Raw genomic sequence first — 23,584 nt, 5'->3', positions numbered from 1 at the left:
TTATTGTTGTTTCGACGGCAGTTGCGCGCGGGTCGTCGCGTCGAGCCCGGGCGCATGCGGCGCGTTCATCACCGCCTGCTGCTGTGCCTGCTTGACCTCGGGGTTATCCATCAGCGACGTCTCCATTTCGGAAAACGCCTTGTTGACCGAGCGCATCACCGAATCGACGGCCACGTCGGTCTTGATCTGCTCGAACGTGTCGGACGCCTGCCGGCCCGCGAGCTTGTTCATCTGCTGCGCGGCCTGCGACATGTCCCACATCGCCTTCGCACGATCGATCGCCGATGCGAAATTCTTCAGTTCGGCCTGCACCTGCTTGTACCGCCCCTCGCGAAACGAGAGCAGCTGCTTCATCGTGTCGAGCTGCTGCCGGAAGCGCGGCGCGTCGTCCGGATACTGCTTCTCGAACAGCTCCGTCTTGCTCTCGAAGTTCTTCACCTCGGTGCGGAACGCGGTGATGCTGTCCGCGAACTTCTGGGCCGCCTGGCGCTTCTCCGCGAGCTGGTTGATCAGCGTCTCGATCGGATTCGCCTGCGCCTCCTGGACGATCATCTTCACCTTCTGGTTCGCGAACTTCATCGCGACGACCGGCGCGAAATAGATCGCGCCGAGGCCGATCACGGCCGCCGTGACCAGTGCGATCACCCCCTTCAGGATGAACAACGCCGCCGGTGCCGCGATCGCGACGCCGGCGATGATGATCGCCCACTTGATCAGCTTGACCTTGCCATTCCCCGAACTGCCGTTTGCTTCTTCATTCGAAAGCTGCGACATGAGTTTTTCTCCTTGAACCTCGAACCGAACTGCTTGCGTTTGCCTTTTCAAGCTCAATCGAAATGCTTCGGACTCCGGTGCCGCCGGGCAGTCAGGCAGGCCGGCGGCGCAATGCAAGGATGGGCGCGACGGACGTCACGAGACGCCGGTGTAGGCGCCGTTCAGGATGCGTTGGTGAGGAGCGGCAGACGACGCTGCGATGCGGCGCGCCGGACGGGCGCCGCTCATCGTCGCGGCTCGCGCGCGGACGGGAAAGTGTACCGATGCACGGTACGAAACGGGATGACGGATACGTGACGCGACGGGCGTCGGGAGAAGCATTGTTCCGGCGGGCCGAGAAACGCGGGGCCGGTATTCCGGTACGAGTGCGTAAAGGCTCATCGTTGTTTTTCTGCGTATCGCGGGTGCAGGAACCGCGCGGCCGGCGCGTCCCACTCCACATGCACGGACGTATCCTGCGCCGACCGGCATGCAGCGTCAAGCAGTTGTCGCAGTGCAGTGAAGCCTCGCGTTCCTCCGTTGGAACACCGGCAGCGAACCCGCTTTCAGCACGGTAAGGATTCGCAGGACTGCGACCTGTCGTGCTCGGTCAGGATTGCTTGGCATCGCTTGTGCAAGCTTCCGGATTGAAAGCTTGTGACGCTCGGTTTCGTCCTGGCAGCCGACTCAGAATCCGTAAAGTACGGTCGGGTTGTCGACCAGAATCGCGCGGCTGACCGCGTCGTCCGCCGTGCAGTCGTCCAGCCAGCCGAGCAGGCGCAGGTCGTCGGGGACCGGCGACGCGTTCGGGTGCGGCCAGTTGCTGCCCCATACGCAACGCGCCGAGTGGTCGCGCGCCAGCACGGCGGCGAGACGCGCGACATCGTCGTAACCGGGCGCGCCCGAGCGCGACGTCTCGTACGGCGCGGACAGCTTCACCCAGGCGTGGCCGCGGTCGAGCAGACGCCGCAGCGCGAGAAACGCAGGCGCGTCCGGCGCGACCGGTGTCAGGAACTTGCCCGTGTGATCGATCACGACACGCGCCGGTAGCGAGGACAGCAACGGCAGGACCTCGGGCAGCGTCCGGCCGTCGAGCTGCACGTCGACGTGCCAGCCAAGCGGCGCGATCCGCGCGGCCACCCGCTCCAGCTCGTCCCACCGCGCCAGGCCGCCCGCCAACGTCATGAACCGGACGCCGCGCACGCCCGCCGCGTGCAACCGCGCCAGCTCGGCATCCGGCACGTCGACCGGCAACGTCGCGACGCCGCGCGCCTGCGGGCCGAATGCAGCCAGCGCTTCGAGCAGGCAACGGTTGTCGACACCATAGCCGGTCGGCTGCACGATGACGACGCGGGCCAGGCCGAGCGTCTGCTGCACCCGGCGATACGCATCCACCGGCGCGTGCGGCGGACGGAACGTCGCCGTCGGCGCGAGCGGATACGCGTCGTCATAGATGTGGATGTGGCAATCGCACGCGTCGGCCGTCCGCCCGGTGGGTGTGTCGGGTCTCATCGCGCGCCCGCCCCGGTATCGGCCCCTGCCGTGGGCCAGCGCGCCAGCCGCGAGGCGTGCGCCGCGTTGACGGCACCGCGCGGCACGCTTCCGGCGAGCAGCGCGGCGAGCTGATCGACCGTCTCGAGCGCCTGGTGCTCGACTGCGGGCAGCGTCAGGCCGCCGACGTGCGGCGTCGCGATCACGCGTGGATGGGCCGCGAGCGCGGGCGTCGGCATCTGGTCTGGCGCGCGCCCGACGTCGAGTGCGCAGCCCGCGAGCCGGCCGGTGTCGAGCGCCTCGTACAGCGCCTGCTCGTCGACCAGTTCGCCGCGCGACGCATTGATGAAATACGCGCCCGGCTTCATGGCCGCGAACGCGCCCGCATCGATCAGGTTCGCGGTGGCCGGCGTCGCCGGCGCGAGGCACACGACGAAATCGGCCGCCTGCAACAGCGCCGCGAATTCGACCTGTTCGAGCCTCGGCGCATCGACGCGCACGTACGGATCGCTGACGAGCACGCGCATCCCGAGCGCCGTCGCGACCGGCGCGAGGTGGCGCGCGATCTGCCCGTAACCGATCAGGCCGAGCGTGCTGCCGCGCAATTCGCGCCCCATCTGCGGCACGGGCGGCATCCCTTGGTGGTAGGCCGACGCATAACGGCCGATACCGCGCGTGAGATCGATCATCGCGCCGATCACCCACTCGGCGACCGCCGGCGCGAAGCCGGGGCTCGCCTGCGTGACCAGCACGCCGAACGCGCTCGCCGCGTCGACATCGACGGTGCGGATATCGACCGCGCAACGCAGGAACGCCGCCAGTGCGGGCAACCCGGCGAACAGCGCACGCGGCGCGGGCGTCTGCCGGTACGCGATCATCGCCTCGCAACCCTGCGCGGCCGCGATCAGTTCGTCCGTGCCCAGCTCGCGATCGAGCGGATTGCACGTGACGTCCGCGATCGCCTGCAGCGCGCGCATGGCCTTCGCGCCGAAATAACGGTCGAGCATCCCCGACGGATGCGTGACGAAGACGCGCGTCATGCGGCCCCTCCATGCGAATCGCCCGCTTGCGGCGGCGATGCAACCGAGGCGCGCTCGACGAGCGTCACGCCGGAGAATACGTGCGGCTCGGGCGCCAGCGGCTTGTCGCCGTCCGGCCGCATCACACGCCGCACCATGTCCTCGGCCATCTCGGTGACCGGCAGTTGCACCGTGGTCAGCGCCGGATTGGAAATCGCCGACAGGAAATGACCGTCCATCCCGACGACCGACACGTCGTCCGGCACGCGCAGGCCGCCATCGCGCAAGCCGGCCATCAGGCCAAGCGCGAACAGGTCGTTGACCGCGACGATGCCGGTCGGCCGCGCCGGATCGGCCGCAAGCGCGACGCCCAGCGCGCGCCCCACGTCGACGATCACGGCGTCGCCGTACTCGTTCGCGGGACCGCCGTCGAGCACCCGCGCGTGTGCGTCGACGCCCGCCTCGCGCGCCGTCTCGAGAAAGCCCCGGATCTTGTCGCTGCGGCTCACCGTCATGCCGGCAACCGTCGCGAACGCGAGCCGCCGGTGTCCCGCATCGACCAGGCAACGCGTCGCGAGCCGCGCGGCGGCCTCGTTGTCGGCCGTGACGTGTTCGACCTTCGACCGTTCGCCGGGCGTCGCGCGCCGGTCATAGCTCACCACCGTCATCCCGCGCTCGGCCGCGCGCTCGAGGTGGCTTTCGTCGGCCAGCGACGAGATCACGATCACGCGCCGCACGCCATGCGCGAACAGGTCGTCGAAGAACGACGCCTCCTTCTTCGCATCGCGATACGTATTGCCGATCAGCACGCGATGGCCGTACCGTTCCTGCGCGCAGGCCTCGACCTCGCGCGCGATGTAGCCGTACATCGGGTTCGCCATCGACGGCACCAGCAGCCCGACGAGCGGCGTCTGCCCCGTCTTGAGCTGCCGCGCGAGCGTGCTGGGCCGGTACTGCAACACTTCCATCGCGGCCTTCACGCGTTCGAGCGTTTCCTGCTTCATCTGGTCGGTGCGGCCGTTGAGCACGTTCGAAACCGTGCTGACCGAAACGGCCGCATGACGGGCCACGTCCTGAATCGTACTCATGTCGTCTTGCTGTAAAAGGCGGCTACAGGCCGAAATGGGCCGGCAGCCACAACGAAAACGCCGGCACGAGAATCAGCGCCACGAGGGCGGCGACCAGCACCAGCAGATATTTCACCATCGGCCGCGCAACGTGCCGGACTTCGGTGCCCGTGATCGCGCAGGTCGTGAACAGACCGAGTCCGACCGGCGGCGCGAACAGGCCGAGCCCCATCGCCACCACCACGACCGTGCCGAAATGCAGCGGGTTGATGCCCAGCTGCAGCGCGATCGGCGCAAGCAGCGGCCCGAAGATGATCAGCGCCGGCGCCCCCTCGAGCACCGCGCCGAACACGATCATGACCAGCGCCGCGAGCAGCAGGAACATCGTCGCACCGTACTGGTGGGCGAACGCGGTCATTGTGCCCGAGACCAGCGCCGGAATTTGCTCGATCGACAGCGCGAACGACACGCTCGACGCCGCGGCGACGATGAACAGGATGCCGCCGGCCATCGACGCGGCACGCGCGAACACGCGCCCGACCGACCGCCAGGTCAGCTCGCGAAATGCGAGCCAGCCTGCCACGAGCGCATAGACCACCGCGAACGCGGACACCTCGGTCGACGTCGCGATCCCCGACGTCACGCCCTTGCCGATCATCGCGACCATCACCAGCGCAACCAGCGCGCCGCCCGCGAGCGGCAGCCACGCGCGGCGTTCCGTGAACACCGCCGAGACGTCGATCCGGCGCCCGGTGATCACCGTGACTACCGCGAGCGACGCGGCCAGCACCGCGGCCGGCACGATGCCCGCGACGAACAGCCCGGCAATCGAGATGTTCGCGACGAAGCCCATGATGATCATGTTCACGCAGGGCGGGATGGTCTCCGCCATCACCGCGCTGCACGCGAGCAGCGCGGCCGTTTCGTCCGGATCCTGGCGCGCACGGCGCACCGCCGGCATAACGACCCCGCCGACGGCCGCGATGTCGGCGAGCTTGGAGCCCGACACGCCGGAAAAGCAGGCCGTCGCGAGAATCACGATCAGCCCGAGCCCGCCGCGCACGCGCCCGAAAATCCGCAGCAGCAGCTCGACGAGCCGCGCGGACATGCCGTTCGATTCCATCAGCAGCCCGGCCAGCACGAAGAACGGCACGGCGAGCAGCACGAAGTGATCGGCGCCGGCCATGACCTGCTGCGAATAGACGAGCAGCGGCAGCGTCGGGTCGGCGAGGAAATACAGCAGCGCCGAGAACGCGAGTACGAAGCCGATCGGCACGCCCAGTACGAGCCCGCCGACGAAACCGGCCGCCAGCAGCAGGCCCGGCGCGATCGCATGCGCCGGCGCCAGCGCATTCCATCCGCACAGCGCGGCCGCGAACCCCACGCAGCACGCGAGCGTGCCGATTACCCGGCGGCGCGGCTCGTCGAGCGCGTTCGCCAGCGCGAACACGGTCATGAACAGCGCGCCGAACATCATCGGGTACACGTTGATCCAGCCCGGCAAGCCGCCCGGCGTCAACTGGTCGTACGAATCCGCCAGCAACTGGCACGACGACACCAGCAGGTTCAGCGAGACGGCCGCGACGATCCAGTGGCCGATCTGCACGAGCGCGCCCTGCCAGCGCACGGGGAACGCGCCGCGAAACAGGTCGATGCCGACGTGCTGGCTGCGCCCGAGCACCGTCGCCGCGCCGAAAAACACCAGCACGATCATCAGCGCACTCGCGACTTCTTCGGTCCAGTCGAGCGGGTCGTGCAGGAAATAACGGCACACGACCGACACGAACACGACGAGCACATCGACGGCCAGCACCGCCGCGGACACGTATTCGATCGCGCGCAGCATCGCGTCCAGCACGCGCGCGACGCGGCGTGCCGGGCGGCCGGCGCCAGGCGCCGCCGCGGCGCCCGAAACGGAACAGGTCTCCATCGTTCAGCCCCGCCCGGCGGCGATCGCCGGAAACAGCGGCGCGGTCGCCGGATACTGCGTGGCGAATGCCGTATAGAGCCGGTCGTGCATCGTCTGCCGCAACGCCGCGCGTTCGGCCGGCGCCATCGGATGGAAGCGCATGCCGTGCTGCTTCAGCGCCTGCTCGGCCTGGTCGGCCTTCTGCGCGGCAATCGCGCGCTGCTGCGCGGTGGCGTCGGCCACCGCGCGATCGAACGCGGGACGCAGGTTCGCCGGAATCCGGTCGAGCGCACGCCGCCCCATCACGACGGTCATCGCGGCAAACACGTGCTGCGATTGCCAGCACGACTTCACCACTTCGTCGAACTTGCTCGCGAGCACCGTGGCCGGATCGTGCTCGAGCCCGTCGACGACGCCCGTCTGCACGGCCATGTACAGCTCGCCGAACGGAATCGGTGTCGGCACCGCGCCCATCGCCTTGAAGGTGTCCATGAACGCCGGCGTCGGCAGCACGCGCAGCTTCGTGCCCTTCAGCCCCTGCAGCGCCAGCACGGGCTGCTTCGTGAACACGCAGCGCCCGCCGAAATGCGAGCCCCAGGTCAGCACCGAGCAGCCGGCGCGCTTCTGCAGCAGCGCGTTCAGGCTGGCACCGACCGGGCCGTCGAGCACTTTCGCGACGTGCGCATAGCTGTCGAACAGATAGCCGAGATCGAGCATGCCGAGCTCCGGCGCCACCGTCGCCCAGATCGACGAACCCGCGATCATCATGTCGATCGCGCCGATCTTGACCTGCTGCGCGACATCGCTTTCCTTGCCGAGCTGGCTGTTCGGAAAGTAGTCGACCCGGATCGCGTCGCCGACACTCGCCTTCAGGTTCGCGGCAAGACGCTCGTACCACACGTAGTGCGCGGCGTTCTGGTCGGCCGGCATCGACGACGAGCAACGCAGCGTCACGACCGGCTGCGCACGCACGGCGTCCGGCAAGCCGCCTGCGGCCGCGAGCGTCGCGGCGGACACCGTCTGCAGAAAGCGCCGCCGGGTGTAGGTATTCATGGGCCGTCTCCTTTGCGATGGCGTCTCACGACGCACTGTATCGATTTAGTGTATCGATACAGTAATACGACGACCGATGAGATAAAAATGGGGGTTTTCCCGTGACAAAGGTGAAAATGGAGGATCTGCGGCGTTGATTTCCGGCCGATTCCTTTGCAAAGAAACGGAATTCCCGCTGATTCCGGACGACCCGGAAATGATTCGAGCGGGTATCTCGAATCATCAGACGACAGACTTTTAATCCGGCATGTGGGCAGGACGCTCGCGCGCGTCGCGCCGCTCCTCTATGCGCCCGCTTCGTCGGCGCTCTCGGTCAGGAACCGCTCGACCATCGCGTTGAACACCGGCAGCGCCGGGTTGTCGTTGTCCGCGCGCCATGCGAGATACAGCTCGGCCGCCACGTCGGCGCCCGCCAGCGGCCGGAACACCACGCCATCCACATGCAGTTCGCGCGCCGACGCCGGCACGAGTGCGGCGCCGAGCCCCGCGCGCACGAGGCCGAGGATCGTATGCGTCTGCCCGACATAATGCAGGTAGTTCGGCAGCCGCCCCGCGTTCGCGAACAGGCCCGAGATCAGGTCGTGGAAGTATTTCCCCTCGTTCGGCGAATACGCGATGAACGGCTGCCGGTCGAGCTCGTCGGGGCCGATGCGCTCGCACGCGGCGAGCGGCGCGCCCTCCGCGACCGCAACCAGCATCGGCTCGCGCTGCACGAGCCGGTATTCGAGCGGCTGGCGCGCGGCGCGCTGGCGGACGAAGCCCGCGTCGAGCATCCGCGACGCCAGCGCATCGATCTGCACGGTCGACACCATCTCGCGCAATTCGATGTCGACGTCCGGCAGCGCGTGCGCGGCATGCGCCAGCAGCATCGGGATCATCCGGTATGCGCTGACCGCCGTGAAGCCGAGCGTGATGCGGCCGGCGCCGCCATGTGCGACGCGCTGCGCGGCCTGCTCGGCCCGCGCGGAGAATTCGAGGATGTGCCGCGCGTCGCGTAGAAACCGCTCGCCGGCCGCGGTCAGGCTGACCTGCCGGCTGCTGCGTTCGAGCAGCGCGATGCCGAGCGCATGCTCGAGCAACTGGATCTGCCGGCTGAGCGGCGGCTGGGTCATGAAGAGCCGCCGCGCCGCGCGACCGAAATGCAGTTCCTCGGCGACCGCGACGAAACAGCGAAGCTGGTGCAGTTCAATCATCCAATTCTTGAATCAATCAATAGTCTTTTGATGTTAGACGCATATCGATGCGATTTCTATACTCGGTTGCACCTGATGCGCGGCACGGCCCGCGCCGCGCATACCGACCGAGAGCTTCATGACCATCGACATCCTCCTCACCCAGCCGCTCCCCGACACCATCGACGCCGAACTGTCCACCCGTTACGCCGTGCACCGGCTGTATGCGGCCGAGCAGCCGGACGCACTGCTCGATCGCGTGGCCGCACGCATTCGCGGTGTCGTGACCGGCGGCGCGAACGGCCTCGCCGCCGCGCTGATGGACCGGCTGCCCGCGCTCGAGATCGTCGCGATCAGCGGCATCGGCACCGACGCCGTCGATCTCGAGCGTGCGCGGGCACGCGGCATCCACGTGACGACGACGCCCGACGTGCTGACCGACGACGTCGCCGACATGGCGATGGGGCTGATCCTGATGACGCTGCGCGACCTCGGCGCCGGCGAGCGCATCGTGCGCGCCGGCCGCTGGGGCAAGACGGCCCAGCCGCTCGCGACGCAGGTGAGCGGCAAGCGGCTCGGCATCGTCGGGCTCGGCCGCGTCGGACGCGCGATCGCGCAGCGCGCGCAGGCATTCCGGATGCCTGTGAGCTACTTCGGCCCGCGCGAGCATCGCGACAGCGGCTATCGCTTCGTGCCCGACCTCGCCGCGCTCGCGCGCGACAGCGACGTGCTCGTGATCGCGGCATCGGCCGATCACGGCAACGTGCTCGTGACCGCCGACGTGCTCGCCGCGCTCGGCCCCCAAGGATTCCTGATCAATGTCGCACGCGGCAAGCTGGTCGACGAAGCCGCGCTGATTCGCGCACTCGCCGACGGCACGATCGCCGGCGTCGGCCTCGACGTGTTCGCGAACGAGCCGCACGTGCCGGCCGAATTGCTCGAGCTCGACCGTGTCGTCGTGCAGCCGCACCGGGCGAGCGCGACCCGCGAAACGCGTGAAGAGATGGGACGGATCGTGCTGGCCAACCTCGCCGCGTGCTTCGCGGGCCAGCGCCCGCCGACCAGCGTCACACGCTGATCACGGCACACCGCACGGCCGCCCCTCGTTACAACACCGGATGCCTCCGCATGACGGAGGCCAGGAGACACGCATGCCCAATCGAACCAGCGGCGCCGCCCTCGCCGCGTCACCCGCCGCCTCGCGCACGATCGGCCGCGTCCGTTATGCGGTCCTCGCGCTGATTTTCGCGGTCACCGTCATCAACTATGCGGACCGCGCGACGATGTCGATCGCCGGCACCGGCGTCGCGCACGACCTCGGGCTGACGCCCGTGCAGCTCGGCATCGTCTTTTCCGCGTTCGCGTGGGCCTATGCGATCGGGCAGATCCCGGGCGGCTGGCTGCTCGACCGCTTCGGCGCACGGCGCGTGTACGGCCTGAGCCTGCTGCTGTGGTCGGTCTTCACGATGCTGCAAGGCACGGTCGGCTGGCTCGCCGTGCAAGGCGCATCCGCCACGCTCGCGCTGTTCGTCATGCGCTTCATGCTCGGCCTCGTCGAATCGCCGGCGTTCCCGGCCAATTCGAGAATCGTCGCATGCTGGTTCCCGACCGCCGAACGCGGCACCGCGTCGGCCCTGTTCAATTCCGCGCAGTACATGGCCGTCGTGCTGTTCACGCCCGCGATGGCGTGGCTCACGCATGCGCTCGGCTGGGAGCACGTGTTCCTGTGGATGGGGCTGCTCGGCATCGCGCTCGCCGCGCTGTGGTTCGCGTGGTATCGCGAGCCGCACGGCCACCCGCGCGTGAGCGACGCGGAACGCGACTACCTGCGCGCGCACGGCGCGCTCGTCGATCTCGAAGCGAACCGCGTGCGCCAACAGCCACGCGTGTCGTGGCACGACGTGTCGCAACTGTTCCGCCACCGGAACCTGTGGGCGATCTACGTCGGCCAGTACTGCATCACGGCGCTCACCTACTTCTTCATCACGTGGTTCCCGATCTACCTGATCAAGGGGCGCGGGATGACGATCATGGAGGCCGGCTGGGTCGCCGCGCTGCCGGCGATCTGCGGCTTCACGGGCGGCGTGCTCGGCGGCGTGCTGTCGGACTGGCTGATCCGGCGCGGCATGCATCCGTCGAAGGCGCGCAAGACGCCGTTCCTCGTGGGGATGGCGATGGCGACGCTGCTCGTGCTGGCGAACGGCGCATCGTCGAATGCGGTCGTGATCGCGCTGATGACGATCGCGTTCTTCGGCAAGGGGCTCGCGGCAGTCGGCTGGGCCGTGCTCGCCGACACCGCGCCGGAAGGCATGGTCGGCCTGAGCGGCGGCGTGTTCAATGGCCTCGGCAACATCGCCGGGATCGTCACGCCGCTCGTGATCGGCTATTTCGTCGCCAGCACCGGCTCGTTCGCCGGCGCATTGTGGTTCGTCGCCGCGCACGGGCTGCTCGGCATCGCCGCCTACGCGTGGCTCGCGGGACGCTTCGAGCGGATTCGCATCACGCCGCGCGCATGAACCGCGCCGCGGCCCGTGCGGTTCGCACGGCGCACGCCCGCGCGGATCGTCACGCGCGCTTGCGGCCGCCCGGCGTCAGTTCGGTCGTCAGCCGGTCGAGTTCGCGCAGGTCGTTCTCCAGCGCGGGCGTGAGCGTCGTGCGCAGGTGGTCGAGGAACGTGCGGATCTTCGCGTCGAGATAGCGGCGCGTCGCGTAGACGGCATACACGCTCACCGTCTGCAGCCGGTACTCGGGCAGCACGCGGATCAGCCGCCCTTCGCGGATGTCGTCGAGCACCGTATACAGCGCGACGCACGCGATCCCGCGCCCGGCGCGCACCGCGACGCACAGCGCGTCCGGCACGTTGACCTGGAACGGCGCGGGCTGCAGTTCGTAGACGGCCTCCTCGCCATCGCTGCGCTCGAGCCGCCATTCGCCGGCCGGCGACGCAGGCGTATCGAGGCGCAGGCACACGTGGTTCGGCAATTCGTCGGGCGACTGCGGCGTGCCGTGGCGCGCCAGATATTCGCGCGACGCGACGAGCACGCTGCAGCTCGTGCCGCAGGTTTGCGCGACATAGCCGGAATCGGGCAGTTGCGACGCCGTCACGATCGATACGTCATAGCCCTCCTCGACGAGATTCGGCATCCGCTGCGCGAGCGTCAGTTCGACCGACACGTCGGGGTTGTCCTCCTGGTAGCGCACGATCGACGACACGACATGACTCTGCCCGAGCCCTGTCATCGCATGGATGCGCATCTTGCCGCTCGGCCGCAGCAACGCATTGCGCGCCTCCGCGTTCGCGTAGTCGATTTCCGCGAGGATCGATTTCGCGCGCTCGAAATAGCGTTCGCCGCTTTCGGTGAGGCCGAGGTGGCGCGTCGTGCGATGCAGCAGCCGCGTCTGTACGTGCGCTTCGAGGTTCGATACCGCGCGCGACACCTGCGCGGTGGTCGCGTCGATTTCCTTCGCGACCGCAGTAAAACTGCCGGATTCGACAACGCGCACGAACAGGCGCATGTTTTCGAGCATGTCCATTGAATTGGCTTGGGGGAGTCAGTGGGGAGGCGTCGGCGGCGCTCGCGTCAGGTGGGGAACGGAACGCAGCCGCGAACCACGTCGAATCGATCACCGTGCCGGGAGAAAGGCGGGAGAGCGGGCATCGCGGACGGGGTTCTGGCATGACGGGGGATTCAGTGGCCCGAATTGTACGCCGCTGCAGACAAATTTGCGCGCTTGCCCCGCGCCCAAGCTCTCATCAGATGAAAGGTTTTTGCAAGCAAGGCGCGCCGCGCACGTGCAACGGCTTGATGCATCGCGACAATTTGTATCACAACGCGATATAATTCGCGGCTCGTCGCTGCGCGCATCCGCACCGTCTCTTTTACCGCTTACCGTCCATGTCGTCAGGCTCCCCTTCGTCGCGCCGCACGTTGCGGCAATGGCTGCACAGCTTCATTCCCCATCCGATGTCGCTGGGCTGGCGCGAGCGCCTGCGCTCGTGCATGGGCGCGCTCGTCGGCATCGCGACGGTCGGCGTGACGATGCGGCTGCTGCCCGGCGCGCCGGGCCTCGTGCCATTGCTCGTCGCACCGATGGGCGCGTCGGCCGTGCTGCTGTTCGCGGTGCCGGCGAGCCCGCTCGCGCAACCGTGGGCGATCATCGGCGGCAATCTCGTCGCGGCGACGGTCGGTGTCGCGTGCGCCCAATGGATCTCCGATCCGATCACGGCCGCCGCGGTCGCGATCGCGTGCGCGATCGGCGGCATGTTCGTGCTGCGCTGCGTGCACCCGCCGTCGGGCGCCGTCGCGCTCACGGCCGTGGTCGGCGGCCCCGCGATTCATTCGCTCGGGTTCAGCTTCGTGCTGGAGCCGATCGCGCTGCAATCGGCCGTCCTGCTGTCGGCCGCGCTCGCCTATCACGCGCTGACCGGGCACCGCTACCCGCACGGCGGCGTGCGCCCCGAAGCGAAACCGCAGGCAGGCGGCGCCGCACCGGCGCGCGGCGGCTTCACGCGCGGCGACCTCGATGCGGTGCTGAAGCGTCGCGGCGAATGGCTCGACGTCGATCCGGACGATCTCGAAGCGCTGCTGCGCGAAACCGAGATGCAAGCCTATACGCGCACGTTCGGCCAGCTGTCGTGCGCCGACCTGATGACGAAGAACGCGATCGAAGTCGCGCCGTCGACGTCGGTGACGGCCGCGCTCACGCTGCTCGACCGCCACCGTGTGAAGGCGCTGCCGGTCGTCGACGGCGAAGGCCGCCTGACCGGCATCGTCACGCGTGCGGACCTCACGCGCCAACTGCGCCGGCCGACCCCGCTGTGGCAACGCCTCTCGGCGCGGCTGCCGCAATCGTTCGGCGGCCAGCCGGCGAGCGTCGCCACCGTGATGACGCGCGACGTCGCGTGCGTGCCGGAGACGATGCCGATCACCGCGCTCGTGCCGCTGTTTACGCATTCGGGCCACCACCACATTCCGGTCGTCGATGCATCGCGCCGGCTCGTCGGGATCATTACCCAGACGGATCTCGTCACGGGCCTTTATCGGCAGACGCAAATGCGCGAGGCCGCGTAGCGCATGCAGCGCACGTAACGCCATCTAACGGCCGGCGCAACGCGGAATGCCTTCCATACGCCACCATTCGGACATCTATATCATGTTGTGATATATTTATCGCTACCGAAACCGACTGTCCGACCGCCCCGATGAACGATACCCGACGCGCGCTGGCGAAAAGCGATTTCCAGCAACTGTCCGAGTTCCGCTACCAGATGCGCCGCTTCGAGCGCTTCTCCGAACGCGCCGCGCAAAGCGAAGGCGTGACGCCGCTGCAATACCTGCTGCTGCTGCACATCAAGGGCTATCCGCATCGCGAATGGGCGACCATCGGCGAACTCGCGGAACGCCTGCAGGCGCAGCATCACGGCGTCGTCGCGCTGGTCACGCGCTGCGAAGCGCTCGGCCTCGTGAAGCGCAAGACGAGCGAAGCGGATCGCCGCCAGGTCGAGGTCCACCTCGAGCCAGCCGGCGAAACGCTGCTCGCGCGTCTCGCGGCCATGCACCGCGCCGAGCTGAGATCGCTCAAGGACGCGTTCCAGGTTCCCCAGATCGATTACTGACCCCTGCTCTGTCCACTCCGATGAACGCACCACACAAACGCGATTTCGCGACCAACGACCGCCTGCCCAGGATCGCGTTGCTCGCCGCCGGGATCGGCCTGCTCAGCACGCTGGCCGCATTCGTGCTGTTGAGCCTGATCCACCTGTTCACGAACCTGTTCTTCTACCAGCAGGTCTCGTTCGCCGACCGATCGCCGGCGAACAGCACGCTGGGCGCATGGGTGATCATCGTGCCGGTGATCGGCGGGTTGATCGTGGGGTTGATGGCGCGCTTCGGTTCGGAAAAGATCCGCGGCCATGGCATTCCCGAAGCGATCGAGGCGATCCTGTTCGGCAAGAGCCGCATGTCGCCGAAGGTCGCGATCCTCAAGCCGCTGTCGTCCGGCGTCGTGATCGGCAGCGGCGGCCCGTTCGGCGCAGAAGGCCCGATCATCATGACGGGTGGCGCGCTCGGCTCGCTGATCGCGCAGTGCGTGCACGTCACCGCCGCCGAGCGCAAGACGCTGCTCGTCGCCGGTGCGGCCGCCGGCATGACGGCCGTGTTCGGCACGCCGGTCGCCGCCGTGCTGCTCGCGGTCGAACTGCTGCTGTTCGAATGGCGCCCGCGCAGTTTCCTGCCGGTCGCGCTCGCCTGCGCGGTGGCCGGTTTTGCCCGCGCCGTGTTCTTCGGCGTCGATCCGCTGTTTCCGCTGACCACCGCCGCACCGACGCCCGTCGCGCTGCTGTCGTGCATCGTCGCGGGCCTGCTGTCGGGCATGCTCGCGTGCGGCCTGTCGGCGGCGCTGTATCGTGTGGAGGACACCTTCGCGAAGCTGCCGGTGCACTGGATGTGGTGGCCCGCGCTCGGCGCGGTCGTGATCGGCATCGGCGGCTGGCTCGAACCGCGCGCGCTCGGTGTCGGCTATGACGTGATCGCCGATCTGCTGCATCAGCACATCGCATTGAAGATCGCGCTCGCGCTGCTGATCGTGAAGGCCGTGATGTGGGTGATCGCGCTCGGCTCGGGCACGTCGGGCGGCGTGCTTGCCCCGCTGCTGATGCTCGGCGCCGGCCTCGGCACCGTGCTGTCGCCGGTGCTGCCGGGGGGCGACCCGGCGCTGTGGCCGCTGGTCTGCATGGCCGCGACGCTCGGCGCGACGCTTGGCGCCCCGCTGACCGCGATCGTGTTCGCGTTCGGCCTCACTCACGACGCGAACGCACTGCTGCCGCTGCTCGCGGCGACGCTCGTCGCGCACGGCTTCGCGACCATCGTGATGAAGCGCTCGATCATGACGGAAAAGATCGCACGTCGCGGCTATCACATCTATCGCGAATACGGCGTCGATCCGCTCGAGCGGCACGACATCGGCGAAGTGATGACGTCGGCCGACCGGCTCGTCGCGATCGACGGCGCAGCGACGCTCGATGCCGTCGAGTCGCAGTACTTCGGCGCGAAGCAGACGCACCGCGCGTACCCGGTCGTGCAGAACGGCCGCCTGCTCGGTCTCGTCGATCGCGCGACGCTCGACGCGCAGCGCGCACGGGCCGCGGCCGACACGCCGATCGCGGGCGCATTCGCCGACCGCGCGCCTGCGGTCGCGCAGGCGCACGAAACGTGCCGCGTCGTCGCGTCGCGACTCGCGATGCTCGGCCTCGAACGTCTGCCGGTTGTCGACGACGAGCAATCGATGCGCATCACGGGCATCGTGTCGCGCAGCGACCTGATCAAACCCGCACTCCAGCACTTCGACGACGAACAGAAGCGCGAACGCTTCCGCCCGATCGTCCCGGCCAACCTGCGCGACATCGGCACGCGCAAGGCCGGCTGACCCACTGCACTGCGCGGCCCCCTCGCCGCGTACGCTCCGCTCGCATCACCGCTTGCGCTCGCGATGCGGCACGCCTCTCGCGTGCCGCATCGCATTCCGCCGCTTCCCGTGTTTAAAGTTGGTTAACAATTCGACGGGCGAAAGTTTGTCATCATGGTGCTCATGCGACGGGGCCATCCATCCAGCCATTCCACTTCGCGATCCAATAAAGAGTCACGGCACGGCATGAAGACACATGCCGTTCGCCGCGACCGTCACGTCACCATACGACCGGGCAGCGCGCCGACCACGCAGCGCATGACGTCGTGCCGCACACGATGCATGCCGCGCCGCAGCAACGTGCAAAGCATCGGAGCCGCCATTTGGCAAGCGCGTTAACATCTTGTTTCGGAATAGCCGGAACCGTGCTCGCCCGATGCGATCTCACTGTTACGCAGTCCTGCTGCGCATCCCACTCAATCAATCACGACTCGAGGGAGATAACGTGAACGCGAAATACTTACCGCTCATCGCATTGACCGTGGCATTTTCTGCTCATGCAGCCGATTCTGCCCTGCAAAACGTGGGACAAAGCCAGAAACCCGCCGACCAGGTCGCGCAGTGCATCGCCAAGACCTGGGCCGACAAGTCACAGCAACAAGTGACGTCGCAGTATGAACTCGCGAACGGCCTCGCCATGGCCGTGTATGCGCCGGGCCAGCAGCCGCCGAATGGCGCCGCGGCCGTCGTGCGCCCGGCCAACGCCGCCAATGCGAAGACCTGGGTAGGTTTCCGCGGTGGCGATGCATCGTCGGCCGGCGACATCAACGCCTGCCTGTAACGAGAACAGGCGCTTCGGATGGCCCTGGCGCCATCCGCTTGCGACAAGCCCCGCTTCGGCGGGGCTTTTCTTTTGCAGCGCGGCGGCGTGTTACAGGTAGCTGCAGACGTAATCGAGCGTCTCGAGCACTTCGATGTCGAAGCGGCTCTTGCCCGGCACCGAGAACGATTCGCCGGCGCCGTAGGTCTGCCATTCGCTGCTGCCGTCGAGCTTCACGCGGCACTTGCCGGCCTGCACTTCCATCAATTCGGGGGCGTCCGTGCCGAAGTTGAGCGCGCACGGCAGGATCACGCCGAGCGTCTTGCGCGTGCCGTCCGGGAAGAGCACGGTATGCGACACGCACTTGCCGTCGAAATAGACGTTCGCGCGCTTGACGATCGATACGTTGTCGAATTGGGTTGCACTGGTCATGAAATGCCTCTGATTGCTGGATGCCGGATGGCGATGTTGTTGGAGGCCGGCCGGAGCGGCGGGCCGGCCGCTATGATACCGGCTCCCGCGGCATGCGCAGGAACGGCGTGCCTGCTGCGCAAGCCGCGTGCCCGTCAGACAACGGCAACGCCGCACGCATAATCGTCAGGATGACGATGTATTGAAGATCGCCAATCGCGAGCGCCGGTTCACCGCAGCCCCTTGCGCCGCGCGGAATCACGCAGGCAGTCGAGCAGCATCGCCGCTGCCGGTGTCAGCGGGCTGTCGCGACGCGTGATGACCTGCACCGAGACGCCCGGCAGGCGCTCGCGGATTGGCAACACCGCGAGCTGGTCGCGCGCCCATTCGGCCTGCAGCAATTGCTCGGGCATCGACGCGATCAGGTCGCATTCCATCATCAGACTGCGCGCGAGCCCGAAGCTCGGGCACTCGACGACACGCGCCGGCACCGGCAGCCCGTAGGCGACGAACGAATTGAACAGCACCTGCGTCGAGCTTTCCGGCGACGGGTTCATCAGCCAGTCGGCTTCGACGAGCTCGGCGAGCGACGTGGCCGACGCGAGCGGATGCCCCTTGCGGGCGACGATCAGCGACCGGCTCGCATAGAGCTCCGCGTGATCGAATTCGGCCGCCAGCAGTTCGGGCACGACGACGGCCACCGCGAAATCGAGCGAACCGTCGTGCAGGCGCGGCAGCGCGACGCCCGGAAAACCCTCCATCAGGTTGACGCGCGCCACCGGGAAGCGGCGCCGGAATGCGCGAAACGCGTCGGGCAGGATCGTCACCGCGGCGGCCGGCGTGATCGCCGCCGCGACGGAGCCCGTCATCGCGCCCTGCGCCTGCTCGATGTCGTCGCGGGCGCGCTGCATTTCGGCGACGATCAGCCGCGCGCGCACCTGCAACTGCTGACCGAACGCGGTGAGCTGCACGCCGCGCGCGGTGCGCACGACGAGCGATACGCCGAGTGCGATCTCCAGTTCCTTGACCGCCTTCGTCAGCGCCGCCGGCGACACGTTCAGGCGCCGCGCGGCCGCGCGAATGCTCCCCTCTTCCGCGACGGTGACGAACGCTTTCAGCTGATGGTATTTCATGGCGGCGACGCGTGATCCGTGGAAACCCCGTGCTGCGCGGCACACGCCGGCTCAGGGTATTCCCGAGCGGCAACCGGTGGTGAGCACCAAAGCAATTTATCAGCTTCTGGTACACAAAAGAAATTTATATGCTTGCTCGTCATATGTGCGTCAAACGCCCACCTGCCCCACAGGAGATACCATGCTGCAAGCCGTGAACCCCGTCATCCCCGGTATCGCCGCGATCGCACCCGAGCTGGTCGAAGTGCGCCGCCGCATCCACGCTCACCCGGAACTCGCGTTCGAGGAAACGCTCACGAGCGATCTCGTCGCCGAGCTGCTCGCCGGCTGGGGTTATGAAGTGCATCGCGGCATTGGCAAGACGGGTGTGGTCGGCGTGCTGCGCGAAGGGCAAGGCACGCGCACGGTCGGGCTGCGCGCCGACATGGACGCGCTGCCGCTCGCGGAAACCACGGGCCTGCCGTACGCGAGCCGCCACGCGAACAAGATGCATGCGTGCGGCCACGACGGCCACACCGCGATGCTGCTGTGCGCGGCGCGCCACCTCGCAGCCACGCGCCAGTTCTCCGGCACGCTGAACCTGATCTTCCAGCCGGCCGAGGAAAACTTCGGCGGCGCGAAGGCGATGATGGACGACGGCCTGTTCGACCGCTTCCCGTGCGATGCGATCTTCGCAATCCACAACATGCCGGGCCGCGCGGCCGGCGACATGGCCTTCCGCACCGGCGCCGCGATGGCGTCGGCCGACCGCGTGACGATCACGCTGCGCGGGGTCGGCGGCCACGGCGCGATGCCGCATTTCGCGCGCGATCCGATGTCGGCCGCGGGCAGCATCATGGTCGCGCTGCAGACGATCGTCGCACGCGAGGTCGACGCGCAGCATGCGGCCGTGATCACGGTCGGCAGCGTGCAGGCCGGCGAGACGTTCAACATCATTCCCGAAACCGTCACGATGAAGCTGTCGGTGCGCGCGCTGAACGCCGACGTGCGCGCGCTGCTCGCGCGCCGCATCGAAGCGCTCGCGAAAGGCCAGGCAGAAAGCTTCGGCGTCACGGCGGAAGTCGACTACGACTACGGCTACCCGGTGCTCGTCAATCACGCGGAGCCGACCGCGTTCGCGGCCGACATCGCGCGCCAGATGCTCGGCGCCGAACGCGTCGAAACCGACGCCGCGCCGTTGATGGGCAGCGAGGATTTCGCGTTCATGCTCGAAGCGCGCCCCGGCTGCTACGCGTTCATCGGCAACGGGATCGGCAGCAAGGGCGGCTGCATGGTGCACAACCCCGGCTACGACTTCAACGACGACATCCTCGCGATCGGCGCGAGCTACTGGGTTCGCATCGCCGAAGCCTGGCTCGCCGCCTGACGGCTCTTTACCCCATCGTTTCGCGCCCAACCGGGGAGCCCCACATGGAAACGTCCGCCCTTTCGTTCGCCGGCACGCCGGTCGATGCACGCGCCGCCGCGAAGAAACGCCGGCTGATCGCGGCCGCCGCCGTCGGCAACGCGCTCGAGTTCTACGACTTCACGGTCTACAGCTTCTTCGCCATCCTGATCGGCAAGCTGTTCTTTCCCGTGCATTCGCCGTTCGGGCAACTGATGCTCGCGGTGGCGAGCTTCGGCGTCGGCTTCGTCACGCGCCCGCTCGGCGGGCTCGTGATCGGCATGTATGCCGACCGCGCCGGCCGCAAGAAGGCGATGATCCTCACGCTGCTGCTGATGGCGCTCGGCACCGCGACGATCGCGGTCGCGCCGACCTTCGCGCAGATCGGGCTCGCCGCACCGCTGCTGCTCGTGCTCGCGCGCCTGCTGCAGGGGTTCGCGTCGGGTGGCGAAGTCGGCGCGTCGACGACGCTGCTGCTCGAACAGGCGCCGCAGCATCGTCGCGGCTTCTACGCGTCGTTCCAGTTCTCGAGCCAGGGGCTCGCCGCGCTCGCCGGCGCGCTGACCGGCGTCGCGCTGACGTCGACGCTGAATGCCGCGCAGCTCGAAAGCTGGGGCTGGCGCGTGCCGTTCATCATCGGCACGCTGTTCGTGCCGCTCGGCTACTGGCTGCGCCGCACCGTCGAGGAAGTGCCGGCCGCCGCGCCTGCCGCCGCACACGACGAGCCGGTTGCATCGCTGCCCCTCGCCGACGTGCTGCGCCATCACGGCAAGGCCGTGTTCGCGGGCCTCGGCGTGACGATCGGCGGCACGTCGATCCACTACATCATCGTGTTCTACATGGCGATCTACGGCGTGCAGGTGCTGCACCTGCCGACGTGGCTGTCGATGACGGCCGGCTGTGTGGCGGGCGCGATCCTGATGCTCGTGACGCCGATCGGCGGCCACCTGTCCGACGTCTACGGGCGCAACCGGATCGTCTGGTGGACGCGCATTGTGCTGATGGCCGCGATCTACCCGGCGTTCATCGCACTGAACCACTGGCCGGGCGCCGCATCGCTGCTGTCGATCATCGCCGCGCTGTCGATCGTGCATGCGATCAACATCGGCGCGACGGGCGCGATGCTTGGCGAGCTGTTCCCGCGTGCGGTGCGCGCCACCGGCGGTGCGCTCGTGTACAGCGTCGGCGTCGCGATCTTCGGCGGCTTCGCGCAATTCTTCGTCACGTGGCTGATCGCGGCGACCGGGAATCCGAACGCGCCTGCGTGGTATGCGATCGGGTGTGGCGCGATGACGTTGCTCGCGATTCGCTGCATGGACGAGAAAGCCGGGAAGGCACTCGACTAACTGGTGGCCGATGCGCGATGCGCGATTGACGTGGCGCGCGCGTATCGGGCATGATCGCTTCATGCGCCACATCATGACCACCCTCTCGACCACGACGCGCACGACCGCCTTCGGCGGGCTCGTGCGGCGAGTGCGCGCAAGGTCGTAGCGCCATCCCTCACAGGCCCCGCCGGTTCCGGACGGGGTCTTGTCGTTTCTCCGTCCGTACCGGCCACTCAGGAGAAACGCAATGCCAGAAGTCTGTTCCCCGAAACGCGCACTGCTCGTCATCGACATGCAGGTCGGCCTGTTTCATGGCCCCGAGCGTCCGTACGACGGCGAACGCGTGCTCGCGAACATCAACCGGTTGATCGGTCGCGCGCATGAAGCCGATGCACCGGTGTTCGCCGTGCGCCACACCGGGCCTGTCGGTTCGCCGATTGCGCCCGGTTCCCCGCTGACCGCGCTGGTGCCGGAACTCGCGATCGATATGAAGCGTGACATCGTGTTCGACAAGGCGCACTCGAGCAGCTTCGCCGGTACGCGGCTCGCCGAATGGCTGCGCGAAGCCGGCATCGGCGAGATCGTCATCGCGGGAATGAAGACCCAGTACTGCGTCGATACGGCCTGCCGTGCGGCCGCCGATCACGGCTTTCGTGCGGTGCTCGTGACCGATGCGCACACCTGCATGGACACGCCGGAGCTGCCGGCCGAGCGGATCGTCGCGCATCACAACACGACGCTTGGTGGGCCGTTCGCGACGCTCACCACGACCGACGCGTGCGCGTTCTGATCGACACCGTTCACACACTCTAAACACAACAACGCACGGGCAGCCACCGCCCGTGCATTGCGTACCGGTCGCGTAACCGCCTGCTCAGAACGTATGCATCATCCCCACATACGCCCCCGTCTGCGACTCACCCGTCATCGGACTCGTCCCAGACGTCGCATCACGCGGCGTCGCGAGCAGCGAGAAATTCGAATTCCCGCCATTTCGAACATACGCAACCGTCCCATACAGGAACGTGCGCTTCGACAGGTTGTACGTGGTCCCTAACACGTACATCATCGCGTGCCCCGACGGATCGTGTGACGCATCGCCGCCGCCGTCGCCCACCTTCACGTAGTACCCGCCACCCGTCACCGCCCACTGCGGCGTCGCGGTGTAAGTCGCACCGAGCCAGTAGTGATCGGCCCGATCGGCGACACCGGCCGGGCTGTCCGGCGCCTGGTAATGCGTATACGCGCCCTGGATCTTGAACTTCGACACCTTCACGTTCGCACCGACGAAATACTCGCGCGACGCGGTGAAGATGTTGCTGAACTTGCCGTTGTTGTCGCGCAGTTCGTCGTAGATGCCGCGCACGTCGAGCAACGGCGAGTGGTACGAGATCATGATCCCGTCCGAGCGGCCGAAATCGTCGGCCGCACCGTAGTTGAAGCCGCGCGACTGGTTGCCGAACGCGTATTGCGCCTGCACGTCGAAGCCGCCGATCACCGGGCTGTGATATTCGATGTTGTTGCTGGTCTGCTGCCAGTTGCGGCCGCGCACGAGCGAGGCCGACGAAAACGCCTGCTGCACGAACGGGTCGAATTCCCACACGCCGTCGCTGTCGATGAACAGGTTGCGGCCGGCCTGCAGCTGGCCCCACGTGTTGCTCTTCAGCCCGACGTACGCGCGCCGCGACCACATGCGGCCGCCGCCGGTCTGGCCGTTCATCACCTGGAACGCGGTTTCGAGGTTGAAGACCGTCGACAGCCCGCCGCCGAGATCCTCGATGCCCTTCAGCCCGAACATGCTGGTGCCCCAGTCGCCGCTTTCCGCGCTCCAGCGGGTCCCGCTGCCGCCATTCGGCTTCGCGATGTGGTTCAGGTATTCGATGCCGCCGTCGACGCGGCCGTACAGCGTCACGCTCGTCTGTGCGAAAGCGGCCGCCGGTGTGGCAGCCGCGATCAGCCATGCGAAATGTTTGAGTCGCAAAATGATGCCCCCTCGGAGTCTCGACCTTCCAGCGCGTGCCCCATGCGCGCGCCCCGGGTCCGTTTATCCGCGATCGATCGAAAAACGACCGGGGCCCGCCGCGCAAAGCGCGAGCAGGCCGCCGGCGATCGCGATGTTCTTGTAGAAATGAATCATGTTGTTGATCTGCTCGCCGCCCGTCATCGTCCAGTAGTGGTGACCGATGATGCCGGTGCCGATCGTATAGAGCGCCAGCAGCAGCGCGAGCGCCCGCGTCTGGAAACCGACCAGGATCGCGATCCCGACGAACAGCTCCATCACGACGGAAATCGCGGCGGAGATGATCGGCGCGGGCGCGCCTTCGGAACCCATGAACGCGATGGTCCCGGGGAAGTCGACGATCTTCTTCCAGCCGAACATGACGAACAGGATCACGAGCAGGATCCGGGCAAGCAGCAGCAGCACATCGCGCTGGGACGCGAGAAACGGTTGATTCGGTGTCATGGTGTCGATCAACGAAAGCGATGCGCACGGCGAAAACACGCCCGGCGCACCGGATTGCGAATGAACCAGGACGGGCGGCCGCCTGCGCCGCCCGCCCCGCTCTGCAACAACCGGCATCGGGCAACGACCCGATGTGCTGTGCTCCTCCTCTTGTCAGTTATCGCCCTGCTTCGTCG

The 23,584-nt window shown here is 67.6% G+C and carries 21 protein-coding genes; 9 read left to right on the top strand and 12 right to left on the bottom strand.

Going from position 1 to position 23,584, the window contains the following annotated elements:
- From CFB45_RS21585 to CFB45_RS21555, 7 genes are all read right to left on the bottom strand, one after another.
- Positions 1-774 (bottom strand): hypothetical protein, encoded by a 774-nt coding sequence (locus CFB45_RS21585; RefSeq protein ID WP_089427293.1) that lies wholly within the window; start codon positions 772-774, stop codon positions 1-3.
- A 666-nt stretch (positions 775-1,440) separates the two neighbouring features.
- On the bottom strand, positions 1,441-2,265 hold the full coding sequence (locus CFB45_RS21580; RefSeq protein ID WP_089427292.1) for an amidohydrolase family protein: 825 nt from the start codon (positions 2,263-2,265) through the stop codon (positions 1,441-1,443).
- Positions 2,262-3,284, bottom strand: a complete 1,023-nt coding sequence (locus CFB45_RS21575; protein WP_089427291.1) for a hydroxyacid dehydrogenase — start codon at positions 3,282-3,284, stop codon at positions 2,262-2,264. Before CFB45_RS21575 ends, CFB45_RS21580 begins: the two co-directional genes overlap by 4 nt.
- Positions 3,281-4,351, bottom strand: a complete 1,071-nt coding sequence (locus tag CFB45_RS21570) for a LacI family DNA-binding transcriptional regulator (protein ID WP_089427290.1) — start codon at positions 4,349-4,351, stop codon at positions 3,281-3,283. Before CFB45_RS21570 ends, CFB45_RS21575 begins: the two co-directional genes overlap by 4 nt.
- A gap of 22 nt (positions 4,352-4,373) precedes the next feature.
- Positions 4,374-6,260: a TRAP transporter large permease gene (locus CFB45_RS21565; RefSeq protein ID WP_089427289.1), complete on the bottom strand. Its 1,887-nt coding sequence runs from the start codon at positions 6,258-6,260 to the stop codon at positions 4,374-4,376.
- Positions 6,261-6,263: 3 nt separating this feature from the next.
- The gene (locus CFB45_RS21560; protein ID WP_089427288.1) at positions 6,264-7,292 is read right to left on the bottom strand and encodes a TRAP transporter substrate-binding protein; all 1,029 of its coding nucleotides are present in this window, start codon (positions 7,290-7,292) and stop codon (positions 6,264-6,266) included.
- Positions 7,293-7,576: 284 nt separating this feature from the next.
- Positions 7,577-8,485: a LysR substrate-binding domain-containing protein gene (locus tag CFB45_RS21555; protein WP_089427287.1), complete on the bottom strand. Its 909-nt coding sequence runs from the start codon at positions 8,483-8,485 to the stop codon at positions 7,577-7,579.
- 118 nt (positions 8,486-8,603) lie between these two features.
- On the opposite strand from CFB45_RS21555, the gene CFB45_RS21550 reads away from it, so the two are divergent.
- Positions 8,604-9,542, top strand: coding sequence for a 2-hydroxyacid dehydrogenase (locus tag CFB45_RS21550; protein WP_089427286.1), 939 nt, complete (start codon positions 8,604-8,606; stop codon positions 9,540-9,542).
- A 73-nt stretch (positions 9,543-9,615) separates the two neighbouring features.
- Positions 9,616-10,980 (top strand): MFS transporter, encoded by a 1,365-nt coding sequence (locus CFB45_RS21545; RefSeq protein WP_089427285.1) that lies wholly within the window; start codon positions 9,616-9,618, stop codon positions 10,978-10,980.
- 49 nt (positions 10,981-11,029) lie between these two features.
- Here the strand turns inward: CFB45_RS21545 and CFB45_RS21540 are convergent, their stop codons facing one another.
- Complete coding sequence (locus CFB45_RS21540; protein WP_089427284.1) at positions 11,030-11,998, bottom strand: LysR family transcriptional regulator; 969 nt, start codon at positions 11,996-11,998, stop codon at positions 11,030-11,032.
- A gap of 362 nt (positions 11,999-12,360) precedes the next feature.
- Here CFB45_RS21540 and CFB45_RS21535 point away from each other — a divergent pair, with 362 nt between their 5' ends.
- From CFB45_RS21535 to CFB45_RS21520, 4 genes are all read left to right on the top strand, one after another.
- Positions 12,361-13,536: an HPP family protein gene (locus tag CFB45_RS21535; RefSeq protein ID WP_089427283.1), complete on the top strand. Its 1,176-nt coding sequence runs from the start codon at positions 12,361-12,363 to the stop codon at positions 13,534-13,536.
- Between the two features lie 131 nt (positions 13,537-13,667).
- Positions 13,668-14,081 carry a MarR family winged helix-turn-helix transcriptional regulator gene (locus tag CFB45_RS21530; protein ID WP_089427282.1) on the top strand — a complete coding sequence of 138 codons (414 nt, stop codon included), beginning with the start codon at positions 13,668-13,670 and terminating at the stop codon, positions 14,079-14,081.
- A gap of 20 nt (positions 14,082-14,101) precedes the next feature.
- Positions 14,102-15,889 carry a chloride channel protein gene (locus CFB45_RS21525; RefSeq protein ID WP_089427281.1) on the top strand — a complete coding sequence of 596 codons (1,788 nt, stop codon included), beginning with the start codon at positions 14,102-14,104 and terminating at the stop codon, positions 15,887-15,889.
- Positions 15,890-16,373: 484 nt separating this feature from the next.
- The gene (locus CFB45_RS21520; RefSeq protein WP_021162025.1) at positions 16,374-16,709 is read left to right on the top strand and encodes a hypothetical protein; all 336 of its coding nucleotides are present in this window, start codon (positions 16,374-16,376) and stop codon (positions 16,707-16,709) included.
- A gap of 90 nt (positions 16,710-16,799) precedes the next feature.
- Here the strand turns inward: CFB45_RS21520 and ppnP are convergent, their stop codons facing one another.
- Both ppnP and CFB45_RS21510 read right to left on the bottom strand, forming a co-directional pair.
- A complete protein-coding gene (ppnP, locus tag CFB45_RS21515) occupies positions 16,800-17,120 on the bottom strand; it encodes a pyrimidine/purine nucleoside phosphorylase (RefSeq protein WP_021162026.1) in 321 nt (106 codons plus the stop codon).
- A gap of 209 nt (positions 17,121-17,329) precedes the next feature.
- A complete protein-coding gene (locus CFB45_RS21510) occupies positions 17,330-18,232 on the bottom strand; it encodes a LysR substrate-binding domain-containing protein (protein ID WP_089427280.1) in 903 nt (300 codons plus the stop codon).
- 181 nt (positions 18,233-18,413) lie between these two features.
- On the opposite strand from CFB45_RS21510, the gene CFB45_RS21505 reads away from it, so the two are divergent.
- From CFB45_RS21505 to CFB45_RS21495, 3 genes are all read left to right on the top strand, one after another.
- A complete protein-coding gene (locus tag CFB45_RS21505) occupies positions 18,414-19,598 on the top strand; it encodes a M20 aminoacylase family protein (RefSeq protein WP_089427279.1) in 1,185 nt (394 codons plus the stop codon).
- Positions 19,599-19,642: 44 nt separating this feature from the next.
- The gene (locus tag CFB45_RS21500; protein ID WP_089427278.1) at positions 19,643-20,962 is read left to right on the top strand and encodes an MFS transporter; all 1,320 of its coding nucleotides are present in this window, start codon (positions 19,643-19,645) and stop codon (positions 20,960-20,962) included.
- Between the two features lie 229 nt (positions 20,963-21,191).
- A complete protein-coding gene (locus CFB45_RS21495) occupies positions 21,192-21,734 on the top strand; it encodes a cysteine hydrolase family protein (RefSeq protein ID WP_089427277.1) in 543 nt (180 codons plus the stop codon).
- Positions 21,735-21,818: 84 nt separating this feature from the next.
- Here the strand turns inward: CFB45_RS21495 and CFB45_RS21490 are convergent, their stop codons facing one another.
- Both CFB45_RS21490 and CFB45_RS21485 read right to left on the bottom strand, forming a co-directional pair.
- Positions 21,819-22,925, bottom strand: coding sequence for a porin (locus CFB45_RS21490; RefSeq protein ID WP_046548031.1), 1,107 nt, complete (start codon positions 22,923-22,925; stop codon positions 21,819-21,821).
- A 63-nt stretch (positions 22,926-22,988) separates the two neighbouring features.
- On the bottom strand, positions 22,989-23,408 hold the full coding sequence (locus CFB45_RS21485; protein WP_089429075.1) for a DoxX family protein: 420 nt from the start codon (positions 23,406-23,408) through the stop codon (positions 22,989-22,991).
- Positions 23,409-23,584 lie beyond the last annotated feature (176 nt).

It is taken from the genome of Burkholderia sp. HI2500, from assembly GCF_002223055.1.
Classification (GTDB): Bacteria; Pseudomonadota; Gammaproteobacteria; order Burkholderiales; family Burkholderiaceae; genus Burkholderia.
This window is presented reverse-complemented; position numbering and strand designations above follow the sequence as displayed.